Genomic DNA, 22,995 nt, shown 5'->3' with positions numbered 1-22,995 from the left:
CCAACCCCCGGCGGGGGGGCTGCAACCCCCCGCCCCCCGCCCCCCCACCCCCCGCGGGTTAGGCGCCGGGGGGGTTCGGGGGCGGAGCCCCGGCAGTGGCGCCGCAGGTTACAGCGCCACGCCCAGGAGGGCGTCCACCGTGCGGGAGACGAGACCCGGGGCCGACTCGTCGTCGCCGCCGGAGGCGAGCTGGCGCTCCACCCAGCGGTCGACGGCCGCCAGCGCGGCGGGGGCGTCCAGGTCGTTCGACAGGGCCTCGCGGACCTCCTCGACCAGGGCGTCGGCCGCCACGCCGTCCGGCCGGGACACGGCCGCGCGCCAGCGGCCCAGGCGGGCCACCGCGTCGGCGAGGACGCTGTCCGTCCACTCCCAGTCGTCCCGGTAGTGGTGCGACAGCAGGGCCAGCCGGATCGCCGCCGGGTCGGTCCCGGCCCGCCGCAGCGCGGAGACGAAGACCAGGTTGCCCTTCGACTTCGACATCTTCGCGCCGTTGAGCGCCACCATGCCGGCGTGGACGTACGCCTTGGCCATGGGGAACTGCCCCGTGAGCGCCTGGGCGTGCGAGGCGCCCATCTCGTGGTGCGGGAAGGCGAGGTCCGAGCCGCCGCCCTGGATGTCGAAGCCCATGCCGAGGTGGTCCAGGGCGATCGCCACGCATTCGATGTGCCAGCCCGGCCGGCCGCGGCCGAGGGAGGCGCCGTCCCAGCTGGGCTCGCCCGGACGGGCGGCCATCCACAGCATCGGGTCCAGGGGATTCTTCTTCCCCGGGCGGTCGGGGTCGCCGCCCCGCTCCGCGGAGAGCAGGCGCATCGCCTCGGCGTCGAGGTTGGAGACGCCGCCGAAGTGCGGGTCCGATTCGACGGAGAAGTAGACGTCGCCGTCGAGTTCGTACGCCGCCCCCGCGTCCCGCAGCCGCTCCACCAGCGGCACGATGCCGGGTATGGCTTCGACGGCTCCGATGTAGTGCTGCGGCGGCAGCATCCGCAGGGCGGTCATGTCCTCGCGGAAGAGGGCCGTCTCGCGTTCGGCGAGCTCGGTCCAGTCGTGGCCGTCGCGCAGCGCCCGCTCCAGGAGCGGGTCGTCCACGTCCGTGACGTTCTGGACGTAGTGGACCTGCCGCTTGGTGTCGAGCCACACGCGCTGTACGAGGTCGAAGGCGTTGTAGGTCGCCGCGTGACCGATGTGGGTCGCGTCGTACGGGGTGATTCCACAGACGTAGATACGGGCGACGGGACCCGGGGCGAGGGTGATCGTCCCCCGGGTCGCGGTGTCGTGGATCTGGAGGTCGCGGCCCTTGCCGGGCAGGGCGGGGACCTCAGAAGCGGGCCAGGCATGCATGCCTGGAGCCTAACCGGACACATGTTCCGGCAACGAACCGACCTGCGCTGTTGGCTTGATCGGCACTCTTGCGATCCGGCTGGCTCTGTGCGTGGCGCGGCGGGCGGTTCAGACCGGCGGCCAGGGGATCGCCGGCCACTGCCCGGACGGCTGCGGGTGCCTCCCGGTGCGCAGCAGCTGCGCCACCCGCTCCCGTACGGCCGCCAGCTCGACGGCGGTGATCAGTTCGGCCAGACGGGTGGCGAGCGGGGCTCCCTCGGCCAGCTGGGCGGCGAGCGAGGCCAGCACCTCGCGGGCCTCGTCGGTCAGGGGCTCCCCCGCCCACCCCCACAGGAGGGTGCGCAGTTTGTCCTCGGCGTGGAAGGTCACGCCGTGGTCGATGCCGTAGAGCCGTCCGTCGGGGGCGGGCAGCAGGTGGCCGCCCTTGCGGTCGCCGTTGTTGATCACGGCGTCGAGGACGGAGAGCCGGCGCAGGCGCGGGTCGTCGGCGTGCACGAGCAGGGCGGTGCGGCCCTCCCCGACCTCGGCGAAGGCCACGGGTTTCCAGCCCTCCCCCGCCTCCTCCCCCTCGACCAGTGCGAGCAGGCCACCGGCCGGGTCGTCCCCCTCGGCTTCGGCCGCTTCGATCCACCGCTGGACCATGCCCTCGCCGTAGGGGCCCTCGCGCAGCACGGTGGTGGGGACCAGGCCCCATCCGGTGGCTTCGGAGACCAGGTAGGCGGCGACCTCGCGCCGGGCGAGGTTCCCGTCGGGGAAGTCCCACAGCGGCCGCTCGCCCTTGACCGGCTTGTACACGCAGTCGGCGCTCACGCCGTCGTGGGTGACCGTGCACAGCAGGACGGCATTGGACGCCTCGCGGATCCGGCCGACGACGGCCAGCTCACCCTTGGCGAGCAGTTCTTCCCGTTCCCCCTGGGCCGTCACGCCTGGCGCCGGTAGCCGTTCTGGCGCGGGCACACGTGGCCCTCGGGGTCCAGCGGCAGGCTGCACAGGGGGCAGGGCGGGCGGCCGGCGTTGACCACGTCCAGGGCCCGCTTGGCGAAGGCCCGGGCCTGGGCGCCGGTGAGGCGGACGCGCAGCATGGGCGGTCCGTTCTCCTCGTCCTGGAGCAGCCGCTCCTCCGCCTCGACGAGGTCCTCGTCCGAGTCGGCTTCGAGTTCCACGAGCGCCTGCGCCTCGACGATCATGCGCTGTTCCTCGCCGTCCCAGGCGAGGGCCATGGTGCCGACGCGGAACTCCTCCTCGACCGGCACGTCCAGAGGTGCGGTGTCGGTGGCTTCGGCGGGGGCGACGGCGGGCACCGGGGCATTGCCGCCGGTGCGCCGTACGACCTCGTCCAGCAACTCGTCCATCCGCTCCGCCAGCGCCGCGACCTGGGTCTTCTCCAGGGACACACTGGTGACGCGGGGGCCGGAGGAGGCCTGCAGGAAGAACGTACGGCGTCCCGGCAGACCGACCGTGCCGGCCACGAAACGGTCCGGCGGGTCGTAGAGGAACACCTGACGGGGCACGTCCAGTCTCCAAGTCTCGGCGGCAGAGGCGGGGCAGAGCTGCGCGCGGGTGGCTAGCGTGTGGCTATTGGTGTCTTTGAGGCCAGTCCACCCTACTGCGCCGTTCGATCACGCCGCTCCCGCGCCGCCCCCCACAACGGCGTTCCCGGCGTCTTCGGCCATTCTTTCCGATGTGACCTCCTGCGCGGCCACCGCGTCGGGCGCCGGCGGGCTGGGCACGAGCGAGCCGAAGTCCCCGGTGTCGCCGAGCCGGAACAAGAACGGCCGGGTGGGCGTGTAGCGGACGGCGGTGACCGAGCAGGGGTCGACGTGGATCCGCTGGAAGAGGTCCAGGTGCATGCCGAGGGCGTCCGCGACGAGGGACTTGATGATGTCCCCGTGCGAGCACATCAGGAAGACGGCGTCGCTCCCGTGCTCTTCCTCGATCCGCGCGTTCCACTCCCGTACGGCCTCCACGGCCCGCGCCTGCATGGCGCGCATGGACTCGCCGCCGGGGAAGGCGGCGGCCGACGGATGCTGCTGGACGATCTTCATCAGCGGCTCGTCGGACAGCTCGGAGAGTTTGCGGCCCGACCAGTCGCCGTAGTGGCACTCGCCGATCCGCTCGTCGGTGTGCAGCGCCAGCTCCGGCCGGGCGGCCAGCAGCGGCGCTAGGGTCTCGCGGCAACGTTGCAGCGGGCTGGTGACGGCGGCGGCGAGCGGCACCCCGACCAGCCGGCCGGGCAGTGCGGCCGCCTGCTCGGCGCCGCGCTCGTCGAGGGCCACTCCCGGGGTCCATCCGGCGAGCAGTCCAGCGGTGTTGGCGGTGGACCGCCCGTGTCGTACGAGGATCAGCGTGGCCATGGGCTACAGCCTAGAGCGTGTCCCCCCGGTTGCTGCCGGGCGGGCGGACGGCCCCGGGTCCGGCTCTGGCGGATCACCTCCGGCGGGCCGGGGCGGCCGGGCAAGGCCCTCGGCGGGCTCGCCGGCGTGCGGGCGGGCGGTGGGCAGGGAAGAATGCCCCGGGTGATCGTGGACTGCGCACTGTACAAGTCCGGCGCCCGGGCCGAGGGGCCCCGGGACTTCTCGGACGCACTGGACGAGGCGAGGGCGGGCGGAGACGCCTTCGTCTGGGTCGGGATGCACGAACCGTCGGAGAAGGAATTCGACCTCGTCAGACAGGAGTTCGCCCTGCACCCGCTGGCGGTGGAGGACGCGCTGACCGCGCATCAGCGTCCGAAGCTGGAGGTGTACGACGATTCGCTGTTCGTCGTGCTCAAGCCGGTGCTGTACGAAGACGCGTCGGACACGGTGACCACCGGCGAGCTGATGGTGTTCATCGGGGACTCCTTCGTGGTCACGGTCCGCCATGGCGAGGGCGCCCCGCTGGCCGACGTACGGCGTCGCCTGGAGCAGGAGCCGGACGTCCTCCGGCACGGCCCGACCGCCGTCCTCTACGCGGTGTCCGACGCGGTGGTCGACCACTACATCGAGGTGGCGGCCGAACTCCAGGTGGACCTGGAGGAGCTGGAGGCGGAGGTCTTCTCCCCGAACCCCTCGGAGACCAAGAACACCGCCGCCCGGATCTACGGATTCAAGCGGCAGGTACTGGAGTTCCGCCGGGCGACGAGCCCGCTGCTCCAGCCGATGGACCGCCTCGCCTTCGGAGACGTGCCTTTCGTCCACGAGCCCGCCCGGCCGTTCTTCCGCGATGTCGCCGACCACCTGACCAAGGCCAACGAGTACGTCGAGGGCCTGGACCGGCTGCTGTCGGACGCGCTGGCCGCACATCTGGCACAGATGGGGGTCCGGCAGAACGACGACATGCGCAAGATCTCCGCGTGGGCCGCGATGGCGGCCGTCCCCACCATGGTGGCGGGGGTCTACGGGATGAACTTCGAGCACATGCCCGAGCTGAAGCAGGTCTGGGGCTACCCGCTGGTGGTGGCGGTCATGGCGGGCCTCTGCCTGGGCCTGTACCGGATGTTCAAGCGCCGGGGCTGGCTCTGAGGCAGGCCGTCGAGAGCGCGTCGCGCCGCCCGGGCGTACGCGGGCCGACCGGGAGGTGGCACGACTCGTCCGCATGAACGAAACGGGCGACGGCGCCGGGCGCGTAACCCGGCGGGCACCCGGGGCGTTGATGGCTGTACCGGCCGTGGCGGGGAAGACCCCCGAGCCCCCACCACGGCCGTAGACCTTTCTCCCGACGTCCCGCGTCTGACGCCCGCGACGCCTGACGCCCGCGGCCAGCGCCGCGAAGATCCGGCAAACTGCCTCTACGCCAGTCCGGCGCGCTCCAGGGCCTCGGTGCCGGTGCGCAGGGCGGTCAGCCTCTCCTCCCGGGTGAATCCGGCCGGGGCCAGCGTCAGCGTGGTGACTCCGGCGTCCGCGTAGGCCCGCATCCCGTCCGCGATGCGCTCCACGGTGCCGAGCAGCGTGGTGGAGTCGATCAGCGAGTGCGGGACGGCCGCGGCCGCGCCGGTCTTGTCGCCCGCCAGGTACTTGTCCTGGATCTCGGCGGCTTCCTTCTCGTAGCCCATGCGCTGGGCCAGCTGGTTGTAGAAGTTCTGCTTCCGGCTGCCCATGCCGCCGACGTACAGCGCGGTGTAGGGGCGGAACATGTCGGCGAGCCCGTTGACGTCCTCGCCCACGGCCAGCGGCACGGTGGGGCAGACGTCGAAGCCCTCCATGGTCAGCCCGGCCTTCTCACGGCCCGCCCGGATGTGGGTGAGCGCGGTGGCCTCCAGGTGCTCGGCCGCCGGGAAGATCAGCAGGGCGCCGTCGGCGATCTCGCCGGTCTGCTCCAGGTTCTTCGGTCCGATGGCGGCGATGTAGAGCGGGATGTGCTCGCGCTCCGGGTGGACGGTCAGCTTGAGCGGCTTGCCCGGGCCGCCCGGCAGCGGGAGGGTCCAGTGCTCGCCCTCGTACGAGAGCCGCTCGCGGCTCATCGCCTTGCGGACGATCTCCACGTACTCCCTGGTCCGGGCGAGCGGCTTGTCGAATTTCACTCCGTACCAGCCCTCGGAGACCTGGGGGCCGGAGACGCCGAGGCCGAGCCGGAAGCGGCCCTTGGTGAGGGAGTCGAGGGTGGCCGCGGTCATGGCGGTCATCGTGGGCTGGCGGGCCGGGATCTGGAGGATCGCCGAGCCGACGTCGATGCGCTCGGTCTGGGCGGCGACCCAGGCGAGCACGGTCGGGGCGTCGGAGCCGTAGGCTTCCGCGGCCCAGCAGACGTCGTAGCCGAGGCGGTCGGCCTCCTGGGCGACGGCGAGGTTGTCGGCGTCCATGCCCGCGCCCCAGTAGCCGAGATTGATGCCGAGCCGCATAGGTCGTCCCCTTACCGGTTTACCGATGAGTAACGTTCGTCTGCGGGGACTGTAGCGCGGCAGGGTCCGGCGCGGCAGTGCCCCAGTAGTCTCAGCGCTCATGGAGCAGAGGCATCTCGGCCGCACCGGACTGCGCGTTTCCCGGATCGGCCTCGGCACCCTCACCTGGGGCCGTGACACCGGCGAGGAAGCCACCGCGGAGCAGGTCAAGACGTTCTGGGAGGCCGGCGGCACCCTCATCGACACCGCCGACGTGTACGGGGGCGGTGAGGCGGAGTACCTCCTCGGGCGGCTGCTCGGCGGGCTCGTCCCGCGGCGCGACTTGGTGGTCGCGACCAAGGCGGGCAGCGTGCCCGATCCGGACCGGCGCTTCGACGGCTCGCGCGGGCACCTGCTCGCCGCGCTGGACGCCTCGTTGGAGCGGCTCGGCACGGATTACGTGGACCTCTGGCAGGTGCACGCCTTCGATCCCGGGACCCCGCTGGAGGAGACCCTGCAAGCGCTGGACATCGCCGTGAGCAGCGGCCGGGCCCGGTACGCGGGGGTCTCGAACTTCTGCGGCTGGCAGCTGGCCAAGGCGGCGACCTGGCAGCTCGCGGCCCCAGGGGTGCGCACCCGCCTCGCCTCGACCCAGATGGAGTACTCCCTCCTCCAGCGGGGCGTGGAGCGGGAGGTGCTGCCGGCCGCGCTGGACCTCGGGGTCGGCCTGCTGCCTTCCTCGCCGTTGGGCCGCGGTGTGCTGACGGGCAAGTACCGCGGCGGGACCCCGGCGGATTCCCGGGGCGCGTCGCAGACCCTGGCGGCGTTCGTGGACCCGTACCTGGACGAGGCTGCGGGCCGGATCGTGGACGCGGTGGTGACGGCGGCTCAAGGTCTGGCCGTGACCCCGCTGGAGGTCGCCCTGGCCTGGATCCGGGACCGGCCGGGCGTGGTCGCCCCGATCGTGGGCGCGCGGACGTCGGCGCAGCTCGCGGTGGCTCTGTCGGTGGAGGCCCTTACTCTTCCGGAGGAGATCTGCCGGGCGCTGGACGATGTTTCGGCGCCCGTCCACCGCTACCCCGACCAGGACTGGAGCACGCTGTGAGTACGGACCGCCGGCCCGCCGATACCGCTGCCACGGAGCAAGCGGAAGAACTGGCCGCCGCCGAGTCGGCCCCGACCGCACCGAGCACCCCCGAGTCCGGGTCCGGGTCCGGCTCCGAGCCCGCGCCCGAGCCCGGGTCTGAGCCCGAGCCGGCGCCCGGGTCCGAGCCCGCGCAGGCGCCCGGGTCCGAGCCCGCGCAGGCTTCCGCCGACGGGGAGGCTTCCGCCGACGACGCCGCCCCCGAACCCGCCGCCGACGCCGAGGGGGCGGCCCCGGCGCTCAGTGAGGCCGCCGCCGAGCTGGCCGCGCAGAAGGTGGAGCGGGAGCGGATCGCCCGGCGCAAGGCCGAGCGGGAGGGCCCGGTCGAGGCCGGCGGGAAGCTCAGCGGGAAGGCCGCCGACCTGCTGGCCGCCGTACGGGCCGTGGAGAGCGGGGCGAAGCCCCCGGCCGTCTCCTTCGACTCCGACGAGGCACCGGCCGCGCCGCGCAGGACGGCCGCCGCTCCGCCGCAGGCCCGCCGGCCGGCGCCCGCGGCGCCCGCGGCGCTCCCGCCGGAGGCCGTCGAGGAGGTACGCGCCGTCCTGGCCCGCGGCGGCGCTCCCGAGGCGCTCGCCGGGCCGGCCGCGGCGGCCCTCGGCGAGGGCGCCGCCGAGGCCCTCGCCGAGGACCCCTGGCGGCTGCTGGCGGTCGCCGGAGTCCGTCCCACGCAGGCGGACGGCTTCGCCCGGGCCCTGCTGGGCCCCGAGGCGGGTCCGGGGGACGGGCGGCGCACCGGCGCCCTGGTGGGCTGGCTGCTCGCCCAGGCCGCGCTCAAGGGACACACCGCGCTGGAGGCTCCGGTCCTCCAGTCGGCGCTGGCCCAGTACGCCGTACCGGATCCGGCGCAGGCGCTGGAGCAGGCCATCGGCGAGGGCACGGTCCTGGTGTTCCACGAGCCGCTGGGCCCACCCGTCGCCGCGGAGTCCGGGGAAGGGGAAGCGGAGCAGCCGGTACGTCTTCTGGTCGGCCTGGAGGGATACGCGATGGCCGAGGAGAGCCTGGCCGACGGCCTGGCCCGCCTCGCCGGCACCTTCGACGCCCCGGCGGACTGGGAGAAGGCCGCCGCGGCCGCGCCGAATCCGTCAGCTGCCGAGCTGATCCGCGCGGTCGCCCGCCACGGCCTGGTCACCCACACCGGTGGCGAGGCCGCCCGCGCCGAGCCGTTCGCCCTGCTGGCGGCGGCCCGGGAGCTGGGCCTGCGGGCCTGCCTGGCCGCGCACGCGCCCGGCGGGCCGGACTCCGTGACCGTGGCGGGCCTGCTGGCCGGGACGGAGGGGCCCGGGCGGGATGCGGAGGGGCAGTTCGCGCTGGACCTGCTCGTGGTCCTGGACGCGCCGCAGCTGGACGTGGAGGGCGCGGCCGCGCTGGTGGAGTCCGTCCCCGACGGCGCCAGGCTGGTGCTGTCCGGGGACCCGGGCGTGCTCGGATCCGCCGGGCCGGGACGGGTGTTCGCCGATGTGCTGGCGGCCCGAATCTGCCCCGGCGTGGTCTCCCGTACCCCCGATCCGGGCCCGCTCGGCGAACTGGTCTCCGGGGTGGGTGTCGGCGAGCTGAACCAGGTCGACGCCCCCGGCAAGGAGGTCGTCATCGTCCCGGTGCGCGACGCCGGGGAGGCCGTGCACCGCGCCGTGCAGCTCGTCGCCGAATCCGTACCGCGCGCGTTCGGGATCCCGGCGGACAGCGTCCAGGTGATCACCCCGGGCCATGGCGGCTCGGCGGGGACCCGCGCGCTGAACGCCGCCCTCAAGGAGCGGCTGAATCCCGGGCCCGGCCGGTTCGGCGGCTTCGACCCGGGCGACCGCGTCGTGCACGTGCCCTCCCCCGGCCGGGCGCTGCCCGCCCGGGTGGTGTCCGCCGACGCGGAGGGGCTGCACCTGGACCGTGCGGGCGCACGGGTCGTCGTAGCGAAGGAGCTCGTGGAATCGCAGGTCCGGCACGGCTGGGCCGTGACGGCGCACCAGGCCGTGGGCGTGCGCTGGCCGGCGGTGGTCGTCGTGCTCCCCGGTGACGCGGCGCAGGCCCTGTCGCGGGACTGGGTGTACACGGCGTTCGGACGCGCCGAGCGGCATCTGTCCGTGGTGCACGGCGTCGATCAGGCGCTGCCCGCCGCGGTGGCGCAGGTGCTGCCGAAGCCGCGTACGACCCGGCTGACGGGCCTGCTGTCGGCCCTCACGGCGGCGGCCCGGGAGCGGACCGAGTGACGGCGCGGCTCCCGCCCGGTGGGGCGGGGGCCGCGCCGTCCGGCAGAGATGCTCTGGTCACGCAGGGGTCAGGCCGGGCTTCGCTTCCTCATCCGCTTCTTCCCCGTCCCCATCCTCCTCTTCATCCCCTTCATCCTCTTCATCCTCTTCATCCTCTTCATCCTCTTCGTCTGCGGCGTCTTGATCGTCCTCCTCGTCGAAGACGGAGCTGACGTCGAACCGGTGCAGCACGTCCTCGGGGTCCGTGTGCTCGAAGGGTGAGTCGAGCCACTCCCCCGGTTCCGCCGCCTCCTCCGAGGCCGCGATCCAGAGGGTGGAATCCCCCTCCTCCAGCCCGAACTCCTTGTAGCGGGAGGCGATCTCATCGGGCTCGTACTCCCCGAAGAGCACGCCGAGCGCACCGGCGGTGCCGCCGTCGAGGGTGAGTTCGGCGTCCCGGTCGTGGGCGGCGACGCGCTCGGCCTGGGCGATCAGCCGCGCGGGCTCCACCACGGCGTAGTCCCGGCGGATGAGCACGCTGAAGGCGGCGGGCTCGGCGGGGCCGGCGTACGGGACGCCGTCCTCGGGGGGCGTGGGGATCTCGAAGGGGGTGACCTCGTCGTACCGGTCGTAGAGGAGTTCGTCGTACTCCTCGGCCGCGGCGGCGAGTTCGTTGAAGGCGGCGTAGACGTTGGGGTCCTCGTCCCCGATCCGGCTCTCGACCGCGGCCAGGTGACGGTCGAGCGCGGCCTTGACCGCCTCGGCGGCGGCGCGTACCTCGGCAACAGTGGGCAGAGCGGCATCAGACATAGGGCAGACGCTATCCGTAGCAGGGGTCTGCCCGCACAATAGATGCGATGCCGGAATACGAATTCGTCGACGTGTATGTGCCCCGGGGCGTGCCTCGCGAGGAGGCGACGCGCCTGTTGACCGATCATGCCGAGTACCGGAACTGGGAGCTCGACCGCCTGAGCCTCTACCGGGACGGCAGCCGCCGCGTGCGGCTGCGCCGCCGGATCATCCGCCAGGTCCGCGCGACGTGGTGACGCGGGCCCCGGAGCGGGGCCCGCGTCGTCAGCAGCCTCAGGCGGCGGCGCGGCCGCGCCGGTAGAGCACCGCGCCCGCCAGCAGCAGACCGCCGGCCAGCGGGACGCCCGCCGTCAGGACGTCTCCGCCGCCGGTGGCGGCGAGAGCGACCTCCTCGCGGGGACCGGTCTGCGGGACGGGGTGGGCGACCGGGGTGCGCGACCCCGAGCCGGCGCTGATGGACGTGTCCGGCTTGCCGGGGTGGTTACCGGGCTTGCCGGGCGTACTGGGCTTCCCGGGGTGGGTGTCCGGGTTCTCGACGCCCGGCTTGCCGGGCTTGCCCGGGTGCTCGTCGCACGGCTCGTCCCCGCCGCCGGGGTGGCCGGGCTGTCCCGGGTGACCGGGCTGACCGGGGTGACCCGGCTGACCCGGGTTTCCGGGGTGACCGGGCTGGCCCGGGTTTCCGGGGTGACCGGGCTGGCCCGGGTTTCCGGGGTGACCGGGCTGTCCCGGGTTTCCGGGGTGACCGGGCTGGCCCGGGTTTCCGGGGTGACCGGGCTGGCCCGGGTTTCCGGGGTGACCGGGCTGGCCCGGGTTGCCCGGCTTTCCGGGCTGACCCGGGCTGCCGGGCTGACCCGGATTCCCGGGCTGGCCGGGCTTGCCGCCGTGGTGCGAGGGGTTGGAGCAGTGGTTCCCGAAGGCCGGATTGAGGCCTCCCACCACTGTGATCGTGTTCCCGCAGGCATTCACCGGCACGTCCACGGGCGCTTGGACGTTGTTCCCCGACAGCACCCCCGGAGAGTTCGCGGCATGCCCCGAAGCGCCGGCGTCCGCGTGCGCGTAGCCCCCGCCCATCGCGAGGACACCCCCCGCGGCAGCCATGGTGATCAAGGTCTTCCTGGTGACCTGTGCCGGTCGTCGCATGTGCATTCGTCCCCTGTGCATGTGTTTCGGTGATGGTTCGACGTACTGGCCGTACAAGCTCCCCGTGCCCGGTACGTCGAAGGTGAGGAGTCGGGCCGGAAAGCCAGCAGCCCCGGAGCGCTGGCATGCGCTCCGGGGCCAAGACTTCAGAGGCGTCAGCCGTTGACGCAGGTGTTGCCGAAGGCCGGGTTCAGCAGACCGATGACGTTGACGGTGTTACCGCACACGTTCACCGGAATGTGGACGGGGACCTGGATGACATTGCCGGACGCGACGCCCGGGGAGCCGATGGCCGCACCGTGGGCACCCGCATCGGCGACAGCCACACCCGCACCCGCGAGAACCAGACCACCCGTAGCAGCCGCAGCGGCGACAATCTTCTTGATCATTGTTCCTCCTAGTAGGCAAACGCGGTCCCAGCCGCGGACCGCATCACCTGTAACGAGGAGGGATGACCGGGGCTACGAGCGTATGAGTGCATTCACTCGTCCCAGTGAAATGCGTACGCTCATTCGATTTTTCAGGCGTGGTCGATGAACCGGTCGAGCACGCGTGCGCCGAACTTGAGCCCGTCCACCGGCACCCGTTCGTCCACACCGTGGAACATCCCGGCGAAGTCCAGCTCCGCAGGCAGCCGCAGTGGCGCGAAGCCGAAGCAGCGGATGCCGAGGTCGTCGAAGGACTTGGCGTCGGTCCCGCCCGAGAGCATGTACGGGACCGCCCGCGCGATCGGGTCCTCGGCCTTGAGGGCGATCTGCATGGCGTCGACCAGCTTGCCGTCGAAGTCCGTCTCCAGGGCCTTGTCCGCGTGCACGTCCTCCCGCTTCACGCGCGGGCCGAGGATCCGGTCGAGGTCGGCGAAGAACTCCTCCTCGTAACCCGGCAGGAAGCGGCCGTCGACGTGGGCGGTGGCCTGGCCCGGGATGACGTTGACCTTGTAGCCGGCGCCGAGCATCGTGGGGGCGGCCGAGTTCCGCAGCGTCGCGCCGACCATTTTGGCGATGCCGCCGAGCTTGGCGAGCGTGGCGTCCATGTCCTCCGGGTCGAGCGGCGTCCCCAGCGCGTCGGAGAGCTCGTCCAGGAAGGCCCGTACGGTCTTGGTCACGCGCACGGGCCACGTGTGGCGGCCCAGCCGCCCCACGGCCTCGCACAGCTCCGTGATCGCGTTGTCGTTGTTGGTCATGGAGCCGTGGCCCGCGGTGCCCTCCACCGTGAGCCGCATCCAGTGCATGCCCTTCTGCGCGGTCTCGACGAGGTAGAGCCGCAGGTTCTCGTTGACCGTGAAGGAGAAGCCGCCGACCTCGCCGATCGCCTCGGTCACGCCCTCGAAGAGCCCCGGGTGCTTGTCCACGAGGTACCGCGCCCCGTACGAGCCTCCCGCCTCCTCGTCGGCCAGGAAGGCCAGCACGATGTCCCGGGGCGGCTTGCGCCCGCTGCGCATGCGGTCGCGCACGACGGCCAGCGTCATCGCGTCCATGTCCTTCATGTCCACGGCGCCCCGGCCCCACAGGCAGCCGTCCGCGATCTCCCCCGCGAAGGGGTGGTGGGTCCAGTCGGCCGCGTTGGCGGGGACCACGTCGGTGTGCCCGTGGATCAGCAGCGCCGGCCGCGAGGGGTCCTCGCCCTCGATCCGTGCCACGGTCGAGGCGCGCCCCTTGTGCGACTCGAAGATCTGCGGCTCCAGCCCGACCTCGGCGAGCTTCTCCGCGACCCACTCCGCCGCCTTGCGTTCGCCGGGGCCGGAGTGGTCTCCGTAGTTGCTGGTGTCGATCCGGATGAGATCCCGGCAGAGGTCGACGACCTCGTCCTCACCGGAGACGGCCTTGCCCGCGCTCGACTCGCTCACGCTGCTTCCTCCCACTGCTCAGTACCGAACTGCCCCCATCCTCCCGCTCCGGGCCGTTCTCCCCAAGGGCGGTACCGGCCGACGGGGGTGTGATCGGGGCCCCCGGAATGTTTGGTAATGTTTTCCACGTCGGAACGGCCCAGGGCCGCGAGACAGACACCTTGTCCGGGTGGCGGAATGGCAGACGCGCTAGCTTGAGGTGCTAGTGCCCTTTATCGGGCGTGGGGGTTCAAGTCCCCCCTCGGACACCAGCGGAAAACCCCAGTTGATCTGGGGTTTTTCTGTTTCCCTGACAACGGCGCGACCAACCGGATGACGAACGGCCGACGCGGTGTTCTCAGCACCGGGCGGGACTCTCAGGCCGTGACCTCCGAGCGCACCGGGACCGGTGGCCGAACGCGCGTGAGTGACTCCGCGCGAGCGAGAAGAAGCGGAGCCAAGTCCGGGTACCAGCCACGGGCCACGGCTTGCAGCATCTCCGCCAGGGCCGCGAGCTTTCCGACTCGGCCGGCTGGGGTGTCCAGGACCGCAGCGAACTCCAGCCGGATACGGTGGGCCACGTCGGGAACGAGCAGGCTGTTCGCATGGAGAAGGCCCACATCGTAGCCGAAGGGAACCAGGCCCCACCGCTCCCAGTCCAGCAAGGTCAAGGGCATGGCCGTGAGATTGCCCCAGTGCAGGTCACCGTGACCCGTCACCCTCTCCACCTTGGCAGGGGCCGAGATGCCGAGAAACTGGGGGAAGGCACGTTCGATCCACGCGTCCCGGACAGTGGCCTTCACTCCCTCCGCCTCAGCGAGCAGATCAAGGGCTCGACCCAGGTCGCCCCACCACCCGTCACCGACGCCGCGGCGCCGTCCTGACCGATCTCGCGGCCATCGGCGCCAAGCGGCGCGACCCCGAACACGTCGTCGCGTACGGCCGGGAGGCCCTTCTCCTGGCCCAAGCCTCTTCCTCCGGATACGTCGCCCGTAGACTCCAGACCGACACGCCGCAGTGGGAGCGCGAGGCCGCAGGCTCGGTCTACGACCAGGTCCGGCAGTTTATCGAGATCAGCGGCGGGCACGCATCAAGGCTGTCCCGCGAGCAGAAGAGTCGGTTCGTCGCGACGTGCTGGACCGCTCAGATGTTCAAGCACTTCGAGGACCCCAAGCCGGGCTACGTGGCCGACTGGCCCGACCTGCCGAAGTGGCAGCAGGAGACCGACGCCGACATCTTCGGGGCCATCAAAAAAGCCTGACCGAACGGGCGAGATCGCCCGTCCTGGCCAGGTTGGGCGGGGTCCCTCTCGTTTCCGTGGCTGGGGGCCGCTGTGAGGCCCCCGGGGTGGGGGCCTCACAGGCCGGCACGGGGGTTAGCGGCGGGAGGCTGCGATTTCGGCTACGCGGCCGCGGACCAGGAACCAGCCGCCGACCAGGGCCGCGGCGATCACCGGGACGAACATGACCGTCGTGCGGCCGACGCCGCCGTCGCACCACATCAGGACGAGGACCGTGAGCAGGAAGACCAGCGTGATGATCTGGGTGTACGGGGCCCAGGGCAGGCGGTAGGCCGGGCGTTCCAGCTTGCCCTCGCGTGCGTTGCGCCAGAAGTGGAGCGAGCAGAGCATGACCATCGCCCACGTGCCGAGGATGCCGAGGGAGGCGAAGTTCAGGACGATCTCGAAGGCGTCCTTGGGCATGAACCAGTTGAGGACGACGCCCGCGATGCCGAAGGCGGCGGTGAAGAGGACCCCGCCGTAGGGGACCTTGCCCTTGTTCATGCGGGCGGTGAACTTCGGTGCGGAGCCGGACATGGCCATCGAGCGCAGGATGCGGCCGGTGGAGTAGAGGCCGGAGTTCAGGCTGGAGAGCGCCGCGGTCAGGACGACCAGGTTCATGATGCCGGCGGTGCCGGGAATGCCCAGCTTGTCGAAGACGGTGACGAAGGGGCTCTGGCCGGAGGAGTACGCGGTGTACGGCAGCAGCAGCGCGAGCAGGACCACGGAGCCGACGTAGAAGATGCCGACGCGCCACATGATCGAGTTGATCGCCTTCGGCATGATCTTCTCGGGGTTCTCGGTCTCACCGGCGGCGACTCCGCAGAGCTCGACGGAGGCGTACGCGAAGACGACGCCCTGGACGACCAGGAGCATCGGGAGCACGCCGGCGGGGAAGAGGCCGCCGTTGTCGGTGATCGTGGCGAGGCCGGGGGTGTGGCCGTCGATCTGGTGGCTGGTGGCCACGAGGTAGATGCCGACGAGCAGGAAGACGACCAGGGCGCCGACCTTGACGATGGAGAACCAGAACTCCATCTCGCCGAAGTACTTCACCGAGATCAGGTTCGCGGTGAGGACGACGGCGAGGGCGATCAGCGCGAGGACCCACTGCGGGACGCTGGTGAACATCGACCAGAAGTGCGCGTAGGTGGCGGCCGCGGTGATGTCGGCGACGGTGGTCGTGGACCAGTTCAGGAAGTACAGCCAGCCGGCCGTGTAGGCGCCCTTCTCCCCCATGAACTCGCGCGCGTAGGAGACGAAGGCGCCGGAGGAGGGCCGGTAGAGGACGAGCTCGCCGAGGGCCCGGACGACGAAGAAGGCGAAGACTCCGCACACCGCGTAGGCGATCGCGAGGGAGGGTCCGGCGCCCGCGAGGCGGCCGCCCGCGCCCAGGAACAGGCCGGTGCCTATCGCCCCGCCGATCGCGATCATGTTGATGTGGCGGGACTTGAGGTCCTTGCTGTAGCCCTCGTCGCCGGCGTCGAGATGGCGGGGCGACGCCGGGGCGGGAGCCTCGGTCAAGGTGCGGTCACTCATGTACGGGTTCGCCTTCGTGGGGGTCGGACAGCAGGTCCGGACCGCCGCGCCGGGCGGCTGGGTGGTACCCCTCGGCGGCGGGTCCGGTGATTTTGTCGACCCAGGAGACCATGAGCCTCCGCTACCCGCCAAAATCTGTCCCGAGCGGCGAAGCCCCCGACGACCTTGGAAACGGTCGTCGGGGGCTTCGCGGGAGATGGAAAGCGAGGCGGCTGCTCAGCCGGTCGGCGTGGCCCCCGCCACCTGTTCGAGGCGGAAGGCCTCGTTCCCCAGGCCGATGCGGGCGTGCACCTCGGGGCGCCGGCGGCGCAGCACCACTCCGTAGAGCAGGCCGGCCGCGATGGCCGCGCCGATGATGCCGGGCAGGGCCCAGCTGAGGGCGGAGCCCGCCTCGGCGCCGACCAGGACGCCGAAGTCCTTGACGGTGTAGACGGCGATGGCGAGCAGGGCGAGACCGGCCACGCCGGCCGCGAGGAGCCGCCAGACCTGGGCGCCGGCGGTACCGCGGCGAACGAAGAAGGCGATGACGGCGAAGGAGGCGGTGGCCATCAACAGTGTCACGCCGAGGGCCCCGACGCTGCCCATCCAGGTGAACAGGTGCAGGACGGGAGCGGTGGGGTCACCGGTCGGCATGTCGTCGGTGAAGGCGAAGGCGAGGACGACGAGGGTGGCGACCGCGGTCTGCAGGAGGGACCCGGTGCCGGGGGCGCCGGTGCCGGCGTTGGTCCGGCCGAAGGCGGCGGGGAGCAGGCCCTCGCGGCCCATGGCGAAGGCGTAGCGGGCGACCACGTTGTGGAAGCTCAGCATGGCGGCGAACATGCCGGTCACGAAGAGGACGTGCAGGACGTCGGTGAAGCTGTCGCCGAGGCGCTCGGCGGTGAGCTGGAAGAGCAGGCCGGGACCGGCCTCGGCGGAGGTCTTGACCACTTCGGCGGGGCCGGTGGCGACGGTCAGGGCCCAGGCGCTGAAGGCGAAGAAGAGGGCGACGAAGCCGACGGCGAGGAACATCACGCGGGAGACGACGATGTGCGGCTTGCTGGTCTCCTCCGCGTAGACCGGCGACTGCTCGAAGCCGACGAAGGCGGCGATGCAGAAGCAGAGCGCCGTGCCGAGGCCGGCTCCGCTGAGGGTCTCGGGGTTGAAGGCGTGGAGCGAGAGGCCTTCGGGGCCCGGGTCGGTGAGCGCGGCGAGGTCGAAGACGACGACGAGGGCGCACTCGATGAGGAGCAGCACACCGAGGACCTTGGCGTTGAGGTCGATCTTGAGCCAGCCGAGCGCCCCGGTGGCGGCGACCGCAGCCAGGGCCGGTATCCACCAGGCCAGCTCGGTTCCCAGGTAGGTCGCGAAGAGACCGGAGATCTCGAAGCCGAGGATGCCGTAGACGCCGACCTGCATGGCGCTGTAGGCGACGAGGGCGACGAGCGAGGCACCGGCGCCCGCGGTGGGGCCGAGGCCGCGGGCGATGTACGCGTAGAAGGCGCCGGCGTTGTGGACGTGCCGGCTCATCTCGGCGTAGCCGATGCTGAAGAGGGCGAGGACGGCGCCGAGGATGACGAAGAGCAGCGGCTGGCCGACGATGCCCATGACACCGAAGGTCGTGGGCATCACACCGGCCACGACCATCAGGGGCGCGCTGGCGGCGAGCACGGAGAGCAGCAGCCCGGCGGTGCCGAGGCGGTCGGCGCGCAGGGCGCGGTCCTGGCCCTTGTACGTACGGATCTCGGGCGGGTCTTGGAGGGTGGTGGAGCTGCCCGTCGGCATGGCGGCGCGTCCTTTCCGGTGGAGGTCTTTCCGGGTGGAGGTCTTTCGGGGCGGAGCTGTTTCGGGGCGGGAGGTGTTTCGGGGCGGGAGGTGCGGTGGAGATGCCGTGCGTGGTGGTGCGGTCGGGGTGCGGTCGCGCCGGGGGGGTGGCGCGCAGCGTGCTGCGGGATGGCCGGCGGGGCGGCGGGTGCGGCTACGGGGTCAAGCGGTGCCCAGGGCGGCGCTGCGCGCGGCGAGGAAGGCTTTGTGCGGGTCCAGGTCCGGGTACGACCAAGGGGCCCGGGTGGCGTGGCTTCCGATGCGGTGGAAGAGGGCGGCGGCCTCGGCCGGGCGGCCTTCGCAGAGCTTGGCGTGCGCGAGGAAGTTGAGGTCGACCCGGTTGCGGGGGTGGTCCTCGCGCTCCCACTCCAGCCACCAGTCGAAGGCGGCCCGCAGGACCTGGCGGGCACGGCGGCCGGACCAGTGCTGGGTGGCACTGTCGAAGGTGTGGCCGTGGGTGGCGGCCAGCACCCGGTAGCGCTCGGCGTGCGCGATGACGGGGAGCACGGCGAGCGGTGAGTCGGCCGGGGACTCCTCCGCGGCCCAGGCGGCGAAGTCGTACACCTCGTGGAGCGGGTCGTGGCCGGAGGCAGGGGTGCGCTCGGCCAGCTTGGCGACCATCAGGTGGTGGGCGTGGTGGTGCTCGCGGTGGCGGGCCCGGACCTGGTCGAAGTGGCGGCTGAACTCCTCCTCGGTGCCGAAGGCACCGGAGAGGAGCAGCAGGCCGAGCCAGGGCGTCGGGTCCGCGGGGAGCAGGGCGGCGGCGCGGCGGCAGGCTTCCTCGGCCGCCTCGGGTGTGCCCTTGCACCGCAGGGCGGAGAAGACGGCGGCGCAGGCGAGGAGGGTGGCGGCGTCGGCGCTTTCCGGTTCGGCGAGCAGCCATTCGCGGGCCCAGGCGCCGGCCGCCGGGGTCTCGGCGAGGACCACGACGCGGTGGCCGCGGCGGTCCCAGTCGTCACCGGTGCCGACGAGGAGGGAGCGGGCCTTGGACCAGCGGCCCTGCGCGAACTGGCCGCGCACATCGACCAGTTCGGCGTCGCAGAGAGCCGGGTCGAAGAACTGGGCGTCCCGCTTGCGGGTGCGGCCGAGGGGCGGCGGAGGCGGGGACATCCGCGGTTTTCCCTCCAGAACGCGGGCGATCGAGCGTGAGCGGACAGACATGAAGCGGTCAAACGGGAGCAGTGAGCGTGAGCGGACTGAGCAGATTGATCGACTGAGCGGACGAGCGTGAGCGGTGGACATGAACGGTGGACATGAACGGCGGACGGGCGGGCACGAGCGTGACCGAACGTGTGCACGATGCACGCGTGCGGTGCGGCCGGTGGCGCGCGGACCATACCGGTGAGCGATCCGGATGATCACGCACAGCAAACCGGCAGGCACAGCTCCGCGTCAAGGTCCAGTCCAGCGCGTGGCGAGTTTCAACTGCTCCGCTCGGGGGCAGAGTTGGGCCATTCGTTCCGGTTCGCGAAATCGGCCCGACGCCGCCCTAGGGTGAGGGGCATGACCGCGTACCACGATCTCCCTCCGTACCTGCTGGGCTTCCCCGGGCCGCTGCGCGACCACCTGGTGGAGGCTGTGCTGAGCGGGGCCAAAACGACGACGACCGGGCTGCTCGCGGCCTACGAGGCAGAGGACGAGCCGCTCCCGGAGGTGGGGCAGCGGACGGCGCTCATGGACTCCGAGGACCGCCCGGTGGCCGTCCTGGAGGTGACGGACGTACGGGTCCTGCCGCTCGGCGAGGTGGAGCTGGGGCACGTACGGGACGAGGGCGAAGGGTGTGCGTCAGTGGCCGAATGGCGATCCTCGCACGAGACCTTCTGGCAGGGGGCGCAGCTGCGCCGGCTCCTCGGGGACCCTGGGTTCACGGTCCGCGACGACACCCTGGTCGTCCTGGAGCGCTTCCGGATCGCCGAGATCCTGCGCCGGCCCTGAGCGGCGGAGGCGCCGGCCGGGCGGATCGGGCCCACCCGCAGCAGCCCACCGGGATCCGCCGGCCGGGCGGGAGAGGACCCCGGAGCGCCATGACCCCGGCTCAGCCCACCGCCCGCGCCGCCGCGCGGCCCGCCGCGCGCCCCGAGAAGAGGCAGCCCCCGAGGAAGGTGCCCTCCAGCGCGCGGTAGCCGTGGACGCCGCCGCCCCCGAAACCGGCCGCCTCACCCGCTGCGTATACACCGGGCAGCGCCTCGCCGCTCTCCGTGAGCACGCGCGAGGAGAGGTCGGTCTCCAGGCCGCCCAGGGACTTGCGGGTCAGGATCGAGAGCCGGACCGCGATGAGCGGGCCCGCCCCGGGGTCCAGGATCCGGTGCGGGGCGGCCGTCCGGATGAGCTTGTCGCCGAGGTACCTGCGCGCGCCGTGGATGGCCGTCACCTGCAGGTCCTTGGTGAAGGGGTTGGCGACCTCCCGGTCCCGGGCCGTGATCACGCCGCGCAGCGCGGCCTCGTCGATCAGGTCCTCCTTGGTCACGGCGTTCATCCCGCGCACGAGGGCGGACAGGTCGCGCTCCACGACGAAGTCCGCGCCGTTGTCCATGAAGGCCTGGACGGGCCCCGGTACGGCCTGCCGCGCCCGGTCGATGACACCCCGGACGGACCTTCCCGTGAGGTCCGGGTTCTGCTCGGAGCCGGAGAGGCCGAACTCCTTGCCGATGATGCGCCGGTCGAGCACGAACCAGGTGTGGTCGTGTCCGGTCCGCATGATGTGGTCGAGGGTGCCGAGGGTGTCGAAGCCCGGGAAGAGCGGCACCGGCAGCCGCTTGCCGGTCGCGTCCAGCCAGAGCGAGGAGGGGCCGGGCAGGATGCGGATGCCGTGCCTGCGCCAGACCGGGTTCCAGTTCTGGATGCCCTCGGTGTAGTGCCACATCCGGTCCTTGTTGATGTGGCTCGCCCCCGCCGCCTCCGCGATGCCGAGCATCAGGCCGTCCACGTGCGCCGGGACCCCGGAGAGCATCCGCTCCGGCGGGGAGCCGAGCCGCGCCGGCCACTGCTCGCGCACGAGGTCGTGGTTGCCGCCGATGCCGCCCGAGGTGACGATCACGGCCTGGGCCCGCAGGGAGAAGGCCCCGGCGCTCTCGCGGCTGCTCGCCGCGCCCCGTACGGCGTGGGACGGCTGAAGGACCTCGCCGGTCACGGTGTCCACCGCGCCGGCCGTACGGGACAGCCCGGTGACCCGGTGGCGGAACCTCAACTGGACCAGGCTCCGCGCCACCCCGGCCCGGACGCGCCGCTCGAAGGGCTCCACCAGGCCCGGGCCCGTGCCCAGGTGATGTGGAAGCGGGGGACGGAGTTGCCGTGTCCGCCGGCGTCGTAGCCGCCGCGCTCGGCCCAGCCCACCACCGGGAAGAAGCGGACGCCCCGCGCGTGCAGCCAGGGCCGTTTCTCGCCGGCCGCGAAGTCGACGTAGGCCTCGGCCCAGCGGCGCGGCCAGGCGTCCTCCTCACGGTCGAAACCCGCCGTGCCCAGCCAGTCCTGGAGAGCGAGCTCACGACTGTCCTTGATCCGCATCCGCCGCTGCTCGGGCGAGTCCACGAAGAACAGCCCGCCGAAGGACCAGTGCGCCTGGCCGCCGAGGGATTGCTCCGGTTCCTGGTCGAGCAGGATGACCTTGCGCCCCGCGTCGATGAGTTCGGCGGTGGCCGCGAGGCCCGCGAGCCCGGCCCCGATCACGATCACGTCCGCGTCGTACGTCATGCGTCAACCGTCCTCCGTGGTGGGTGGGGCGATCCTTGGCTACGGAGCGGTAACCAGTCAACAGCGGTGGTTGGATGAATCGTGTGAGTACCGCTGACGCTGATGAAGTGCTGGACGTGGTGGACCGGGACGACCGGGTGACGGGACAGGCCCCGCGCGGGCAGGTCTACGGTCGCGGGCTGATCCACCGGTGTGTGTTCGTCCTGGCCAGGGATGCGCAGGGGCGGATCTTCGTACACCGGCGGACGGCCACCAAGCTGCTGTTCCCCTCGTACTACGACATGTTCGTGGGCGGGGTGGTGGGCGCCGGGGAGAGCTACGCGAAGGCCGCCCTGCGGGAGGCCGAGGAGGAGCTCGGGGTCCGGGGCCTGCCGCGCCCCGTGCCGCTGTTCAAGTTCCTGTACGAGGGCCCGGGCGGGGCCTGGTGGTCGTACGTGCACGAGGTCCGGTGCGAGCCGCCGGTGCGGCCCCAGGTGTCGGAGGTGGCCTGGTACGGGTTCGTCGGTGAGGACGAGCTGGCCCGGCAGATCGCGAGCGGCGAGCGGGCGTGGGTGCCGGACGGGCTGGAGGCGTACCGGCGGCTGCGGGAGTTCCGCGCGCCGGAAGCGTAAATTGCGGGGGTGACCGATACCCCGAAGGGCGGCTTCCTGAGCGACGTGCGCCTCTGGTTCGCGCCGGAGCGGCTCAAGGACGAGGGCCGGACGCCTGATTACCGCTTCTCTCTGGCCAATGAGCGGACCTTCCTGGCCTGGATCCGTACAGCCCTGGCCCTGGTGGGCGGTGGTTTCGCGGTCGACCAGTTCCTGCCGGACCTGCGGTGGGCGGTGCGCGCCGGGATGGCCTTCGCGCTGCTCGCCGTGGGCGCGGCCTGCGCGCTGCGGGCGGTGAACCACTGGATGCGGTGCGAGCGGGCGATGCGCCGGGGCGAGGATCTGCCGCTGTCCCGCTTCCCGGTGGTGCTGAGCGCGGGGGTGGGCCTGGTCGCGGTGACGATGGTGGCGGTCGTGCTCATGGGCTGGACGACGGGGCGGTGAGCGGAGCCGCATCGGACGCGGGCGGCGGGCCGGCGCCCCGGGACGCCGGGCTGCAGCCGGAGCGGACCCGGCTCGCGTGGCGGCGTACGACGCTGGCGTCATCGGTCGTCGCGGTGCTGGCGCTGCGGCAGGCACTGCGCGGGTCCGCTTCTCCGGTGGAGCTGGCGGGAGCGGCGGTCATCGCGCTGATCTGGCTGGTCTTCCTCGGGGTGGCGCACCGCAGGCTGCGGGAGCTGGCGGTGGTCCGGCCGCCGGGACTGGTCCCACGGGCCGCTGTGGCGGTGGTGGGGTGCACGGTGGCGCTGGCCGTGTTCGCGGCGGCGATGATCCTCTGAGCCATTACGGCCGGCCACGCACGGAACCCCACTCGTATCCCACTCGTCGCCTGCCGTCGCTGTGCCGCCCGCTCGTCCGCGCACGCCCC

General features: G+C 72.3%; 23 protein-coding genes, 1 tRNA gene and 1 pseudogene. 10 read left to right on the top strand and 15 right to left on the bottom strand.

What is annotated here, in order from left to right; all coding sequences use genetic code 11:
* Nucleotides 1–108: 108 nt before the first annotated feature.
* The 4 genes from mshC to ACWDX7_RS19890 all read right to left on the bottom strand — a co-directional run bounded on the left by mshC (nt 109) and on the right by ACWDX7_RS19890 (nt 3,692).
* The gene (gene mshC / locus ACWDX7_RS19905; RefSeq protein WP_451492240.1) at nt 109–1,338 is read right to left on the bottom strand and encodes a cysteine--1-D-myo-inosityl 2-amino-2-deoxy-alpha-D-glucopyranoside ligase; all 1,230 of its coding nucleotides are present in this window, start codon (nt 1,336–1,338) and stop codon (nt 109–111) included.
* A gap of 108 nt (nt 1,339–1,446) precedes the next feature.
* Nucleotides 1,447–2,295 carry an SCO1664 family protein gene (locus tag ACWDX7_RS19900; protein WP_451492241.1) on the bottom strand — a complete coding sequence of 283 codons (849 nt, stop codon included), beginning with the start codon at nt 2,293–2,295 and terminating at the stop codon, nt 1,447–1,449.
* Nucleotides 2,259–2,849: a DUF3090 domain-containing protein gene (locus ACWDX7_RS19895; protein ID WP_355415161.1), complete on the bottom strand. Its 591-nt coding sequence runs from the start codon at nt 2,847–2,849 to the stop codon at nt 2,259–2,261. The genes ACWDX7_RS19900 and ACWDX7_RS19895 overlap by 37 nt, the downstream gene beginning before the upstream one ends.
* Nucleotides 2,850–2,957: 108 nt before the next feature.
* Complete coding sequence (locus ACWDX7_RS19890) at nt 2,958–3,692, bottom strand: histidine phosphatase family protein (RefSeq protein WP_451492242.1); 735 nt, start codon at nt 3,690–3,692, stop codon at nt 2,958–2,960.
* Nucleotides 3,693–3,845: 153 nt separating this feature from the next.
* On the opposite strand from ACWDX7_RS19890, the gene corA reads away from it, so the two are divergent.
* Nucleotides 3,846–4,838 (top strand): magnesium/cobalt transporter CorA, encoded by a 993-nt coding sequence (gene corA / locus ACWDX7_RS19885; protein WP_451492243.1) that lies wholly within the window; start codon nt 3,846–3,848, stop codon nt 4,836–4,838.
* A 266-nt stretch (nt 4,839–5,104) separates the two neighbouring features.
* Here the strand turns inward: corA and ACWDX7_RS19880 are convergent, their stop codons facing one another.
* Nucleotides 5,105–6,154: an LLM class F420-dependent oxidoreductase gene (locus tag ACWDX7_RS19880; protein WP_451492244.1), complete on the bottom strand. Its 1,050-nt coding sequence runs from the start codon at nt 6,152–6,154 to the stop codon at nt 5,105–5,107.
* A 100-nt stretch (nt 6,155–6,254) separates the two neighbouring features.
* On the opposite strand from ACWDX7_RS19880, the gene ACWDX7_RS19875 reads away from it, so the two are divergent.
* Nucleotides 6,255–7,238 carry an aldo/keto reductase gene (locus ACWDX7_RS19875; RefSeq protein ID WP_451492245.1) on the top strand — a complete coding sequence of 328 codons (984 nt, stop codon included), beginning with the start codon at nt 6,255–6,257 and terminating at the stop codon, nt 7,236–7,238.
* Complete coding sequence (locus tag ACWDX7_RS19870; protein WP_451492246.1) at nt 7,235–9,478, top strand: helix-hairpin-helix domain-containing protein; 2,244 nt, start codon at nt 7,235–7,237, stop codon at nt 9,476–9,478. Before ACWDX7_RS19875 ends, ACWDX7_RS19870 begins: the two co-directional genes overlap by 4 nt.
* Nucleotides 9,479–9,535: 57 nt before the next feature.
* Here ACWDX7_RS19870 and ACWDX7_RS19865 read toward each other — a convergent pair whose 3' ends face one another.
* Nucleotides 9,536–10,267: a hypothetical protein gene (locus ACWDX7_RS19865; RefSeq protein ID WP_451492247.1), complete on the bottom strand. Its 732-nt coding sequence runs from the start codon at nt 10,265–10,267 to the stop codon at nt 9,536–9,538.
* 47 nt (nt 10,268–10,314) lie between these two features.
* Here ACWDX7_RS19865 and ACWDX7_RS19860 point away from each other — a divergent pair, with 47 nt between their 5' ends.
* A complete protein-coding gene (locus tag ACWDX7_RS19860) occupies nt 10,315–10,503 on the top strand; it encodes a DUF5703 family protein (protein ID WP_451492248.1) in 189 nt (62 codons plus the stop codon).
* A 37-nt stretch (nt 10,504–10,540) separates the two neighbouring features.
* Here ACWDX7_RS19860 and ACWDX7_RS19855 read toward each other — a convergent pair whose 3' ends face one another.
* From ACWDX7_RS19855 to ACWDX7_RS19845, 3 genes are all read right to left on the bottom strand, one after another.
* Nucleotides 10,541–11,365, bottom strand: coding sequence for a chaplin family protein (locus ACWDX7_RS19855; RefSeq protein WP_451492249.1), 825 nt, complete (start codon nt 11,363–11,365; stop codon nt 10,541–10,543).
* Between the two features lie 197 nt (nt 11,366–11,562).
* Entirely contained in the window at nt 11,563–11,796 is a 234-nt protein-coding gene (locus ACWDX7_RS19850; RefSeq protein WP_451492250.1) for a chaplin, read from the bottom strand.
* Between the two features lie 131 nt (nt 11,797–11,927).
* The gene (locus ACWDX7_RS19845; protein ID WP_451492251.1) at nt 11,928–13,253 is read right to left on the bottom strand and encodes a M20/M25/M40 family metallo-hydrolase; all 1,326 of its coding nucleotides are present in this window, start codon (nt 13,251–13,253) and stop codon (nt 11,928–11,930) included.
* 163 nt (nt 13,254–13,416) lie between these two features.
* Between ACWDX7_RS19845 and ACWDX7_RS19840 the strand changes: the two genes are divergently transcribed.
* A tRNA-Leu gene (locus tag ACWDX7_RS19840) sits at nt 13,417–13,504 on the top strand.
* Nucleotides 13,505–13,609: 105 nt separating this feature from the next.
* Here ACWDX7_RS19840 and ACWDX7_RS19835 read toward each other — a convergent pair.
* Nucleotides 13,610–14,035 (bottom strand): hypothetical protein, encoded by a 426-nt coding sequence (locus tag ACWDX7_RS19835; protein WP_451492252.1) that lies wholly within the window; start codon nt 14,033–14,035, stop codon nt 13,610–13,612.
* The gene (locus tag ACWDX7_RS19830) at nt 14,032–14,199 is read right to left on the bottom strand and encodes a hypothetical protein (protein ID WP_451492253.1); all 168 of its coding nucleotides are present in this window, start codon (nt 14,197–14,199) and stop codon (nt 14,032–14,034) included. The genes ACWDX7_RS19835 and ACWDX7_RS19830 overlap by 4 nt, the downstream gene beginning before the upstream one ends.
* On the opposite strand from ACWDX7_RS19830, the gene ACWDX7_RS19825 reads away from it, so the two are divergent.
* Nucleotides 14,191–14,493 carry a hypothetical protein gene (locus tag ACWDX7_RS19825; protein WP_451492297.1) on the top strand — a complete coding sequence of 101 codons (303 nt, stop codon included), beginning with the start codon at nt 14,191–14,193 and terminating at the stop codon, nt 14,491–14,493. The genes ACWDX7_RS19830 and ACWDX7_RS19825 overlap by 9 nt on opposite strands.
* Nucleotides 14,494–14,607: 114 nt before the next feature.
* Here ACWDX7_RS19825 and ACWDX7_RS19820 read toward each other — a convergent pair whose 3' ends face one another.
* From ACWDX7_RS19820 to ACWDX7_RS19810, 3 genes are all read right to left on the bottom strand, one after another.
* Nucleotides 14,608–16,047, bottom strand: a complete 1,440-nt coding sequence (locus tag ACWDX7_RS19820; protein ID WP_451492254.1) for an amino acid permease — start codon at nt 16,045–16,047, stop codon at nt 14,608–14,610.
* A gap of 216 nt (nt 16,048–16,263) precedes the next feature.
* Complete coding sequence (locus ACWDX7_RS19815) at nt 16,264–17,808, bottom strand: APC family permease (RefSeq protein ID WP_451492255.1); 1,545 nt, start codon at nt 17,806–17,808, stop codon at nt 16,264–16,266.
* Between the two features lie 201 nt (nt 17,809–18,009).
* On the bottom strand, nt 18,010–18,957 hold the full coding sequence (locus tag ACWDX7_RS19810) for a hypothetical protein (RefSeq protein ID WP_451492256.1): 948 nt from the start codon (nt 18,955–18,957) through the stop codon (nt 18,010–18,012).
* Between the two features lie 393 nt (nt 18,958–19,350).
* On the opposite strand from ACWDX7_RS19810, the gene ACWDX7_RS19805 reads away from it, so the two are divergent.
* Nucleotides 19,351–19,782 carry an ASCH domain-containing protein gene (locus tag ACWDX7_RS19805; protein WP_451492257.1) on the top strand — a complete coding sequence of 144 codons (432 nt, stop codon included), beginning with the start codon at nt 19,351–19,353 and terminating at the stop codon, nt 19,780–19,782.
* A gap of 100 nt (nt 19,783–19,882) precedes the next feature.
* On the opposite strand, the pseudogene ACWDX7_RS19800 reads toward ACWDX7_RS19805, so the two are convergent.
* A pseudogene (locus tag ACWDX7_RS19800) lies at nt 19,883–21,474 on the bottom strand (FAD-binding dehydrogenase); the annotation flags it as partial.
* 137 nt (nt 21,475–21,611) lie between these two features.
* Here ACWDX7_RS19800 and ACWDX7_RS19795 point away from each other — a divergent pair.
* The 3 genes from ACWDX7_RS19795 to ACWDX7_RS19785 are packed head-to-tail and all read left to right on the top strand — an operon-like array spanning nt 21,612 to nt 22,906.
* The gene (locus tag ACWDX7_RS19795) at nt 21,612–22,148 is read left to right on the top strand and encodes an NUDIX hydrolase (RefSeq protein WP_451492258.1); all 537 of its coding nucleotides are present in this window, start codon (nt 21,612–21,614) and stop codon (nt 22,146–22,148) included.
* A gap of 9 nt (nt 22,149–22,157) precedes the next feature.
* Complete coding sequence (locus tag ACWDX7_RS19790) at nt 22,158–22,571, top strand: YidH family protein (RefSeq protein ID WP_451492259.1); 414 nt, start codon at nt 22,158–22,160, stop codon at nt 22,569–22,571.
* Nucleotides 22,568–22,906 carry a DUF202 domain-containing protein gene (locus ACWDX7_RS19785; protein ID WP_451492260.1) on the top strand — a complete coding sequence of 113 codons (339 nt, stop codon included), beginning with the start codon at nt 22,568–22,570 and terminating at the stop codon, nt 22,904–22,906. The genes ACWDX7_RS19790 and ACWDX7_RS19785 overlap by 4 nt, the downstream gene beginning before the upstream one ends.
* Nucleotides 22,907–22,995 lie beyond the last annotated feature (89 nt).

The organism is Streptomyces sp. NPDC003034 (assembly GCF_053591375.1).
This window is presented reverse-complemented; position numbering and strand designations above follow the sequence as displayed.

Coding starts and splice junctions, on each gene's coding strand:
- corA (WP_451492243.1), top strand. CDS start 3,846: ATGCCCCGGGTGATCGTGGACTGCGCACTGTACAAGTCCGGCGCCCGG.
- ACWDX7_RS19810 (WP_451492256.1), bottom strand. CDS start 18,957: ATGTCCCCGCCTCCGCCGCCCCTCGGCCGCACCCGCAAGCGGGACGCC.
- ACWDX7_RS19815 (WP_451492255.1), bottom strand. CDS start 17,808: ATGCCGACGGGCAGCTCCACCACCCTCCAAGACCCGCCCGAGATCCGT.
- ACWDX7_RS19795 (WP_451492258.1), top strand. CDS start 21,612: ATGAATCGTGTGAGTACCGCTGACGCTGATGAAGTGCTGGACGTGGTG.
- ACWDX7_RS19880 (WP_451492244.1), bottom strand. CDS start 6,154: ATGCGGCTCGGCATCAATCTCGGCTACTGGGGCGCGGGCATGGACGCC.
- ACWDX7_RS19875 (WP_451492245.1), top strand. CDS start 6,255: ATGGAGCAGAGGCATCTCGGCCGCACCGGACTGCGCGTTTCCCGGATC.
- ACWDX7_RS19855 (WP_451492249.1), bottom strand. CDS start 11,365: ATGGCTGCCGCGGGGGGTGTCCTCGCGATGGGCGGGGGCTACGCGCAC.
- ACWDX7_RS19850 (WP_451492250.1), bottom strand. CDS start 11,796: ATGATCAAGAAGATTGTCGCCGCTGCGGCTGCTACGGGTGGTCTGGTT.
- ACWDX7_RS19820 (WP_451492254.1), bottom strand. CDS start 16,047: ATGAGTGACCGCACCTTGACCGAGGCTCCCGCCCCGGCGTCGCCCCGC.
- ACWDX7_RS19805 (WP_451492257.1), top strand. CDS start 19,351: ATGACCGCGTACCACGATCTCCCTCCGTACCTGCTGGGCTTCCCCGGG.
- mshC (WP_451492240.1), bottom strand. CDS start 1,338: ATGCATGCCTGGCCCGCTTCTGAGGTCCCCGCCCTGCCCGGCAAGGGC.
- ACWDX7_RS19865 (WP_451492247.1), bottom strand. CDS start 10,267: ATGTCTGATGCCGCTCTGCCCACTGTTGCCGAGGTACGCGCCGCCGCC.
- ACWDX7_RS19860 (WP_451492248.1), top strand. CDS start 10,315: ATGCCGGAATACGAATTCGTCGACGTGTATGTGCCCCGGGGCGTGCCT.
- ACWDX7_RS19890 (WP_451492242.1), bottom strand. CDS start 3,692: ATGGCCACGCTGATCCTCGTACGACACGGGCGGTCCACCGCCAACACC.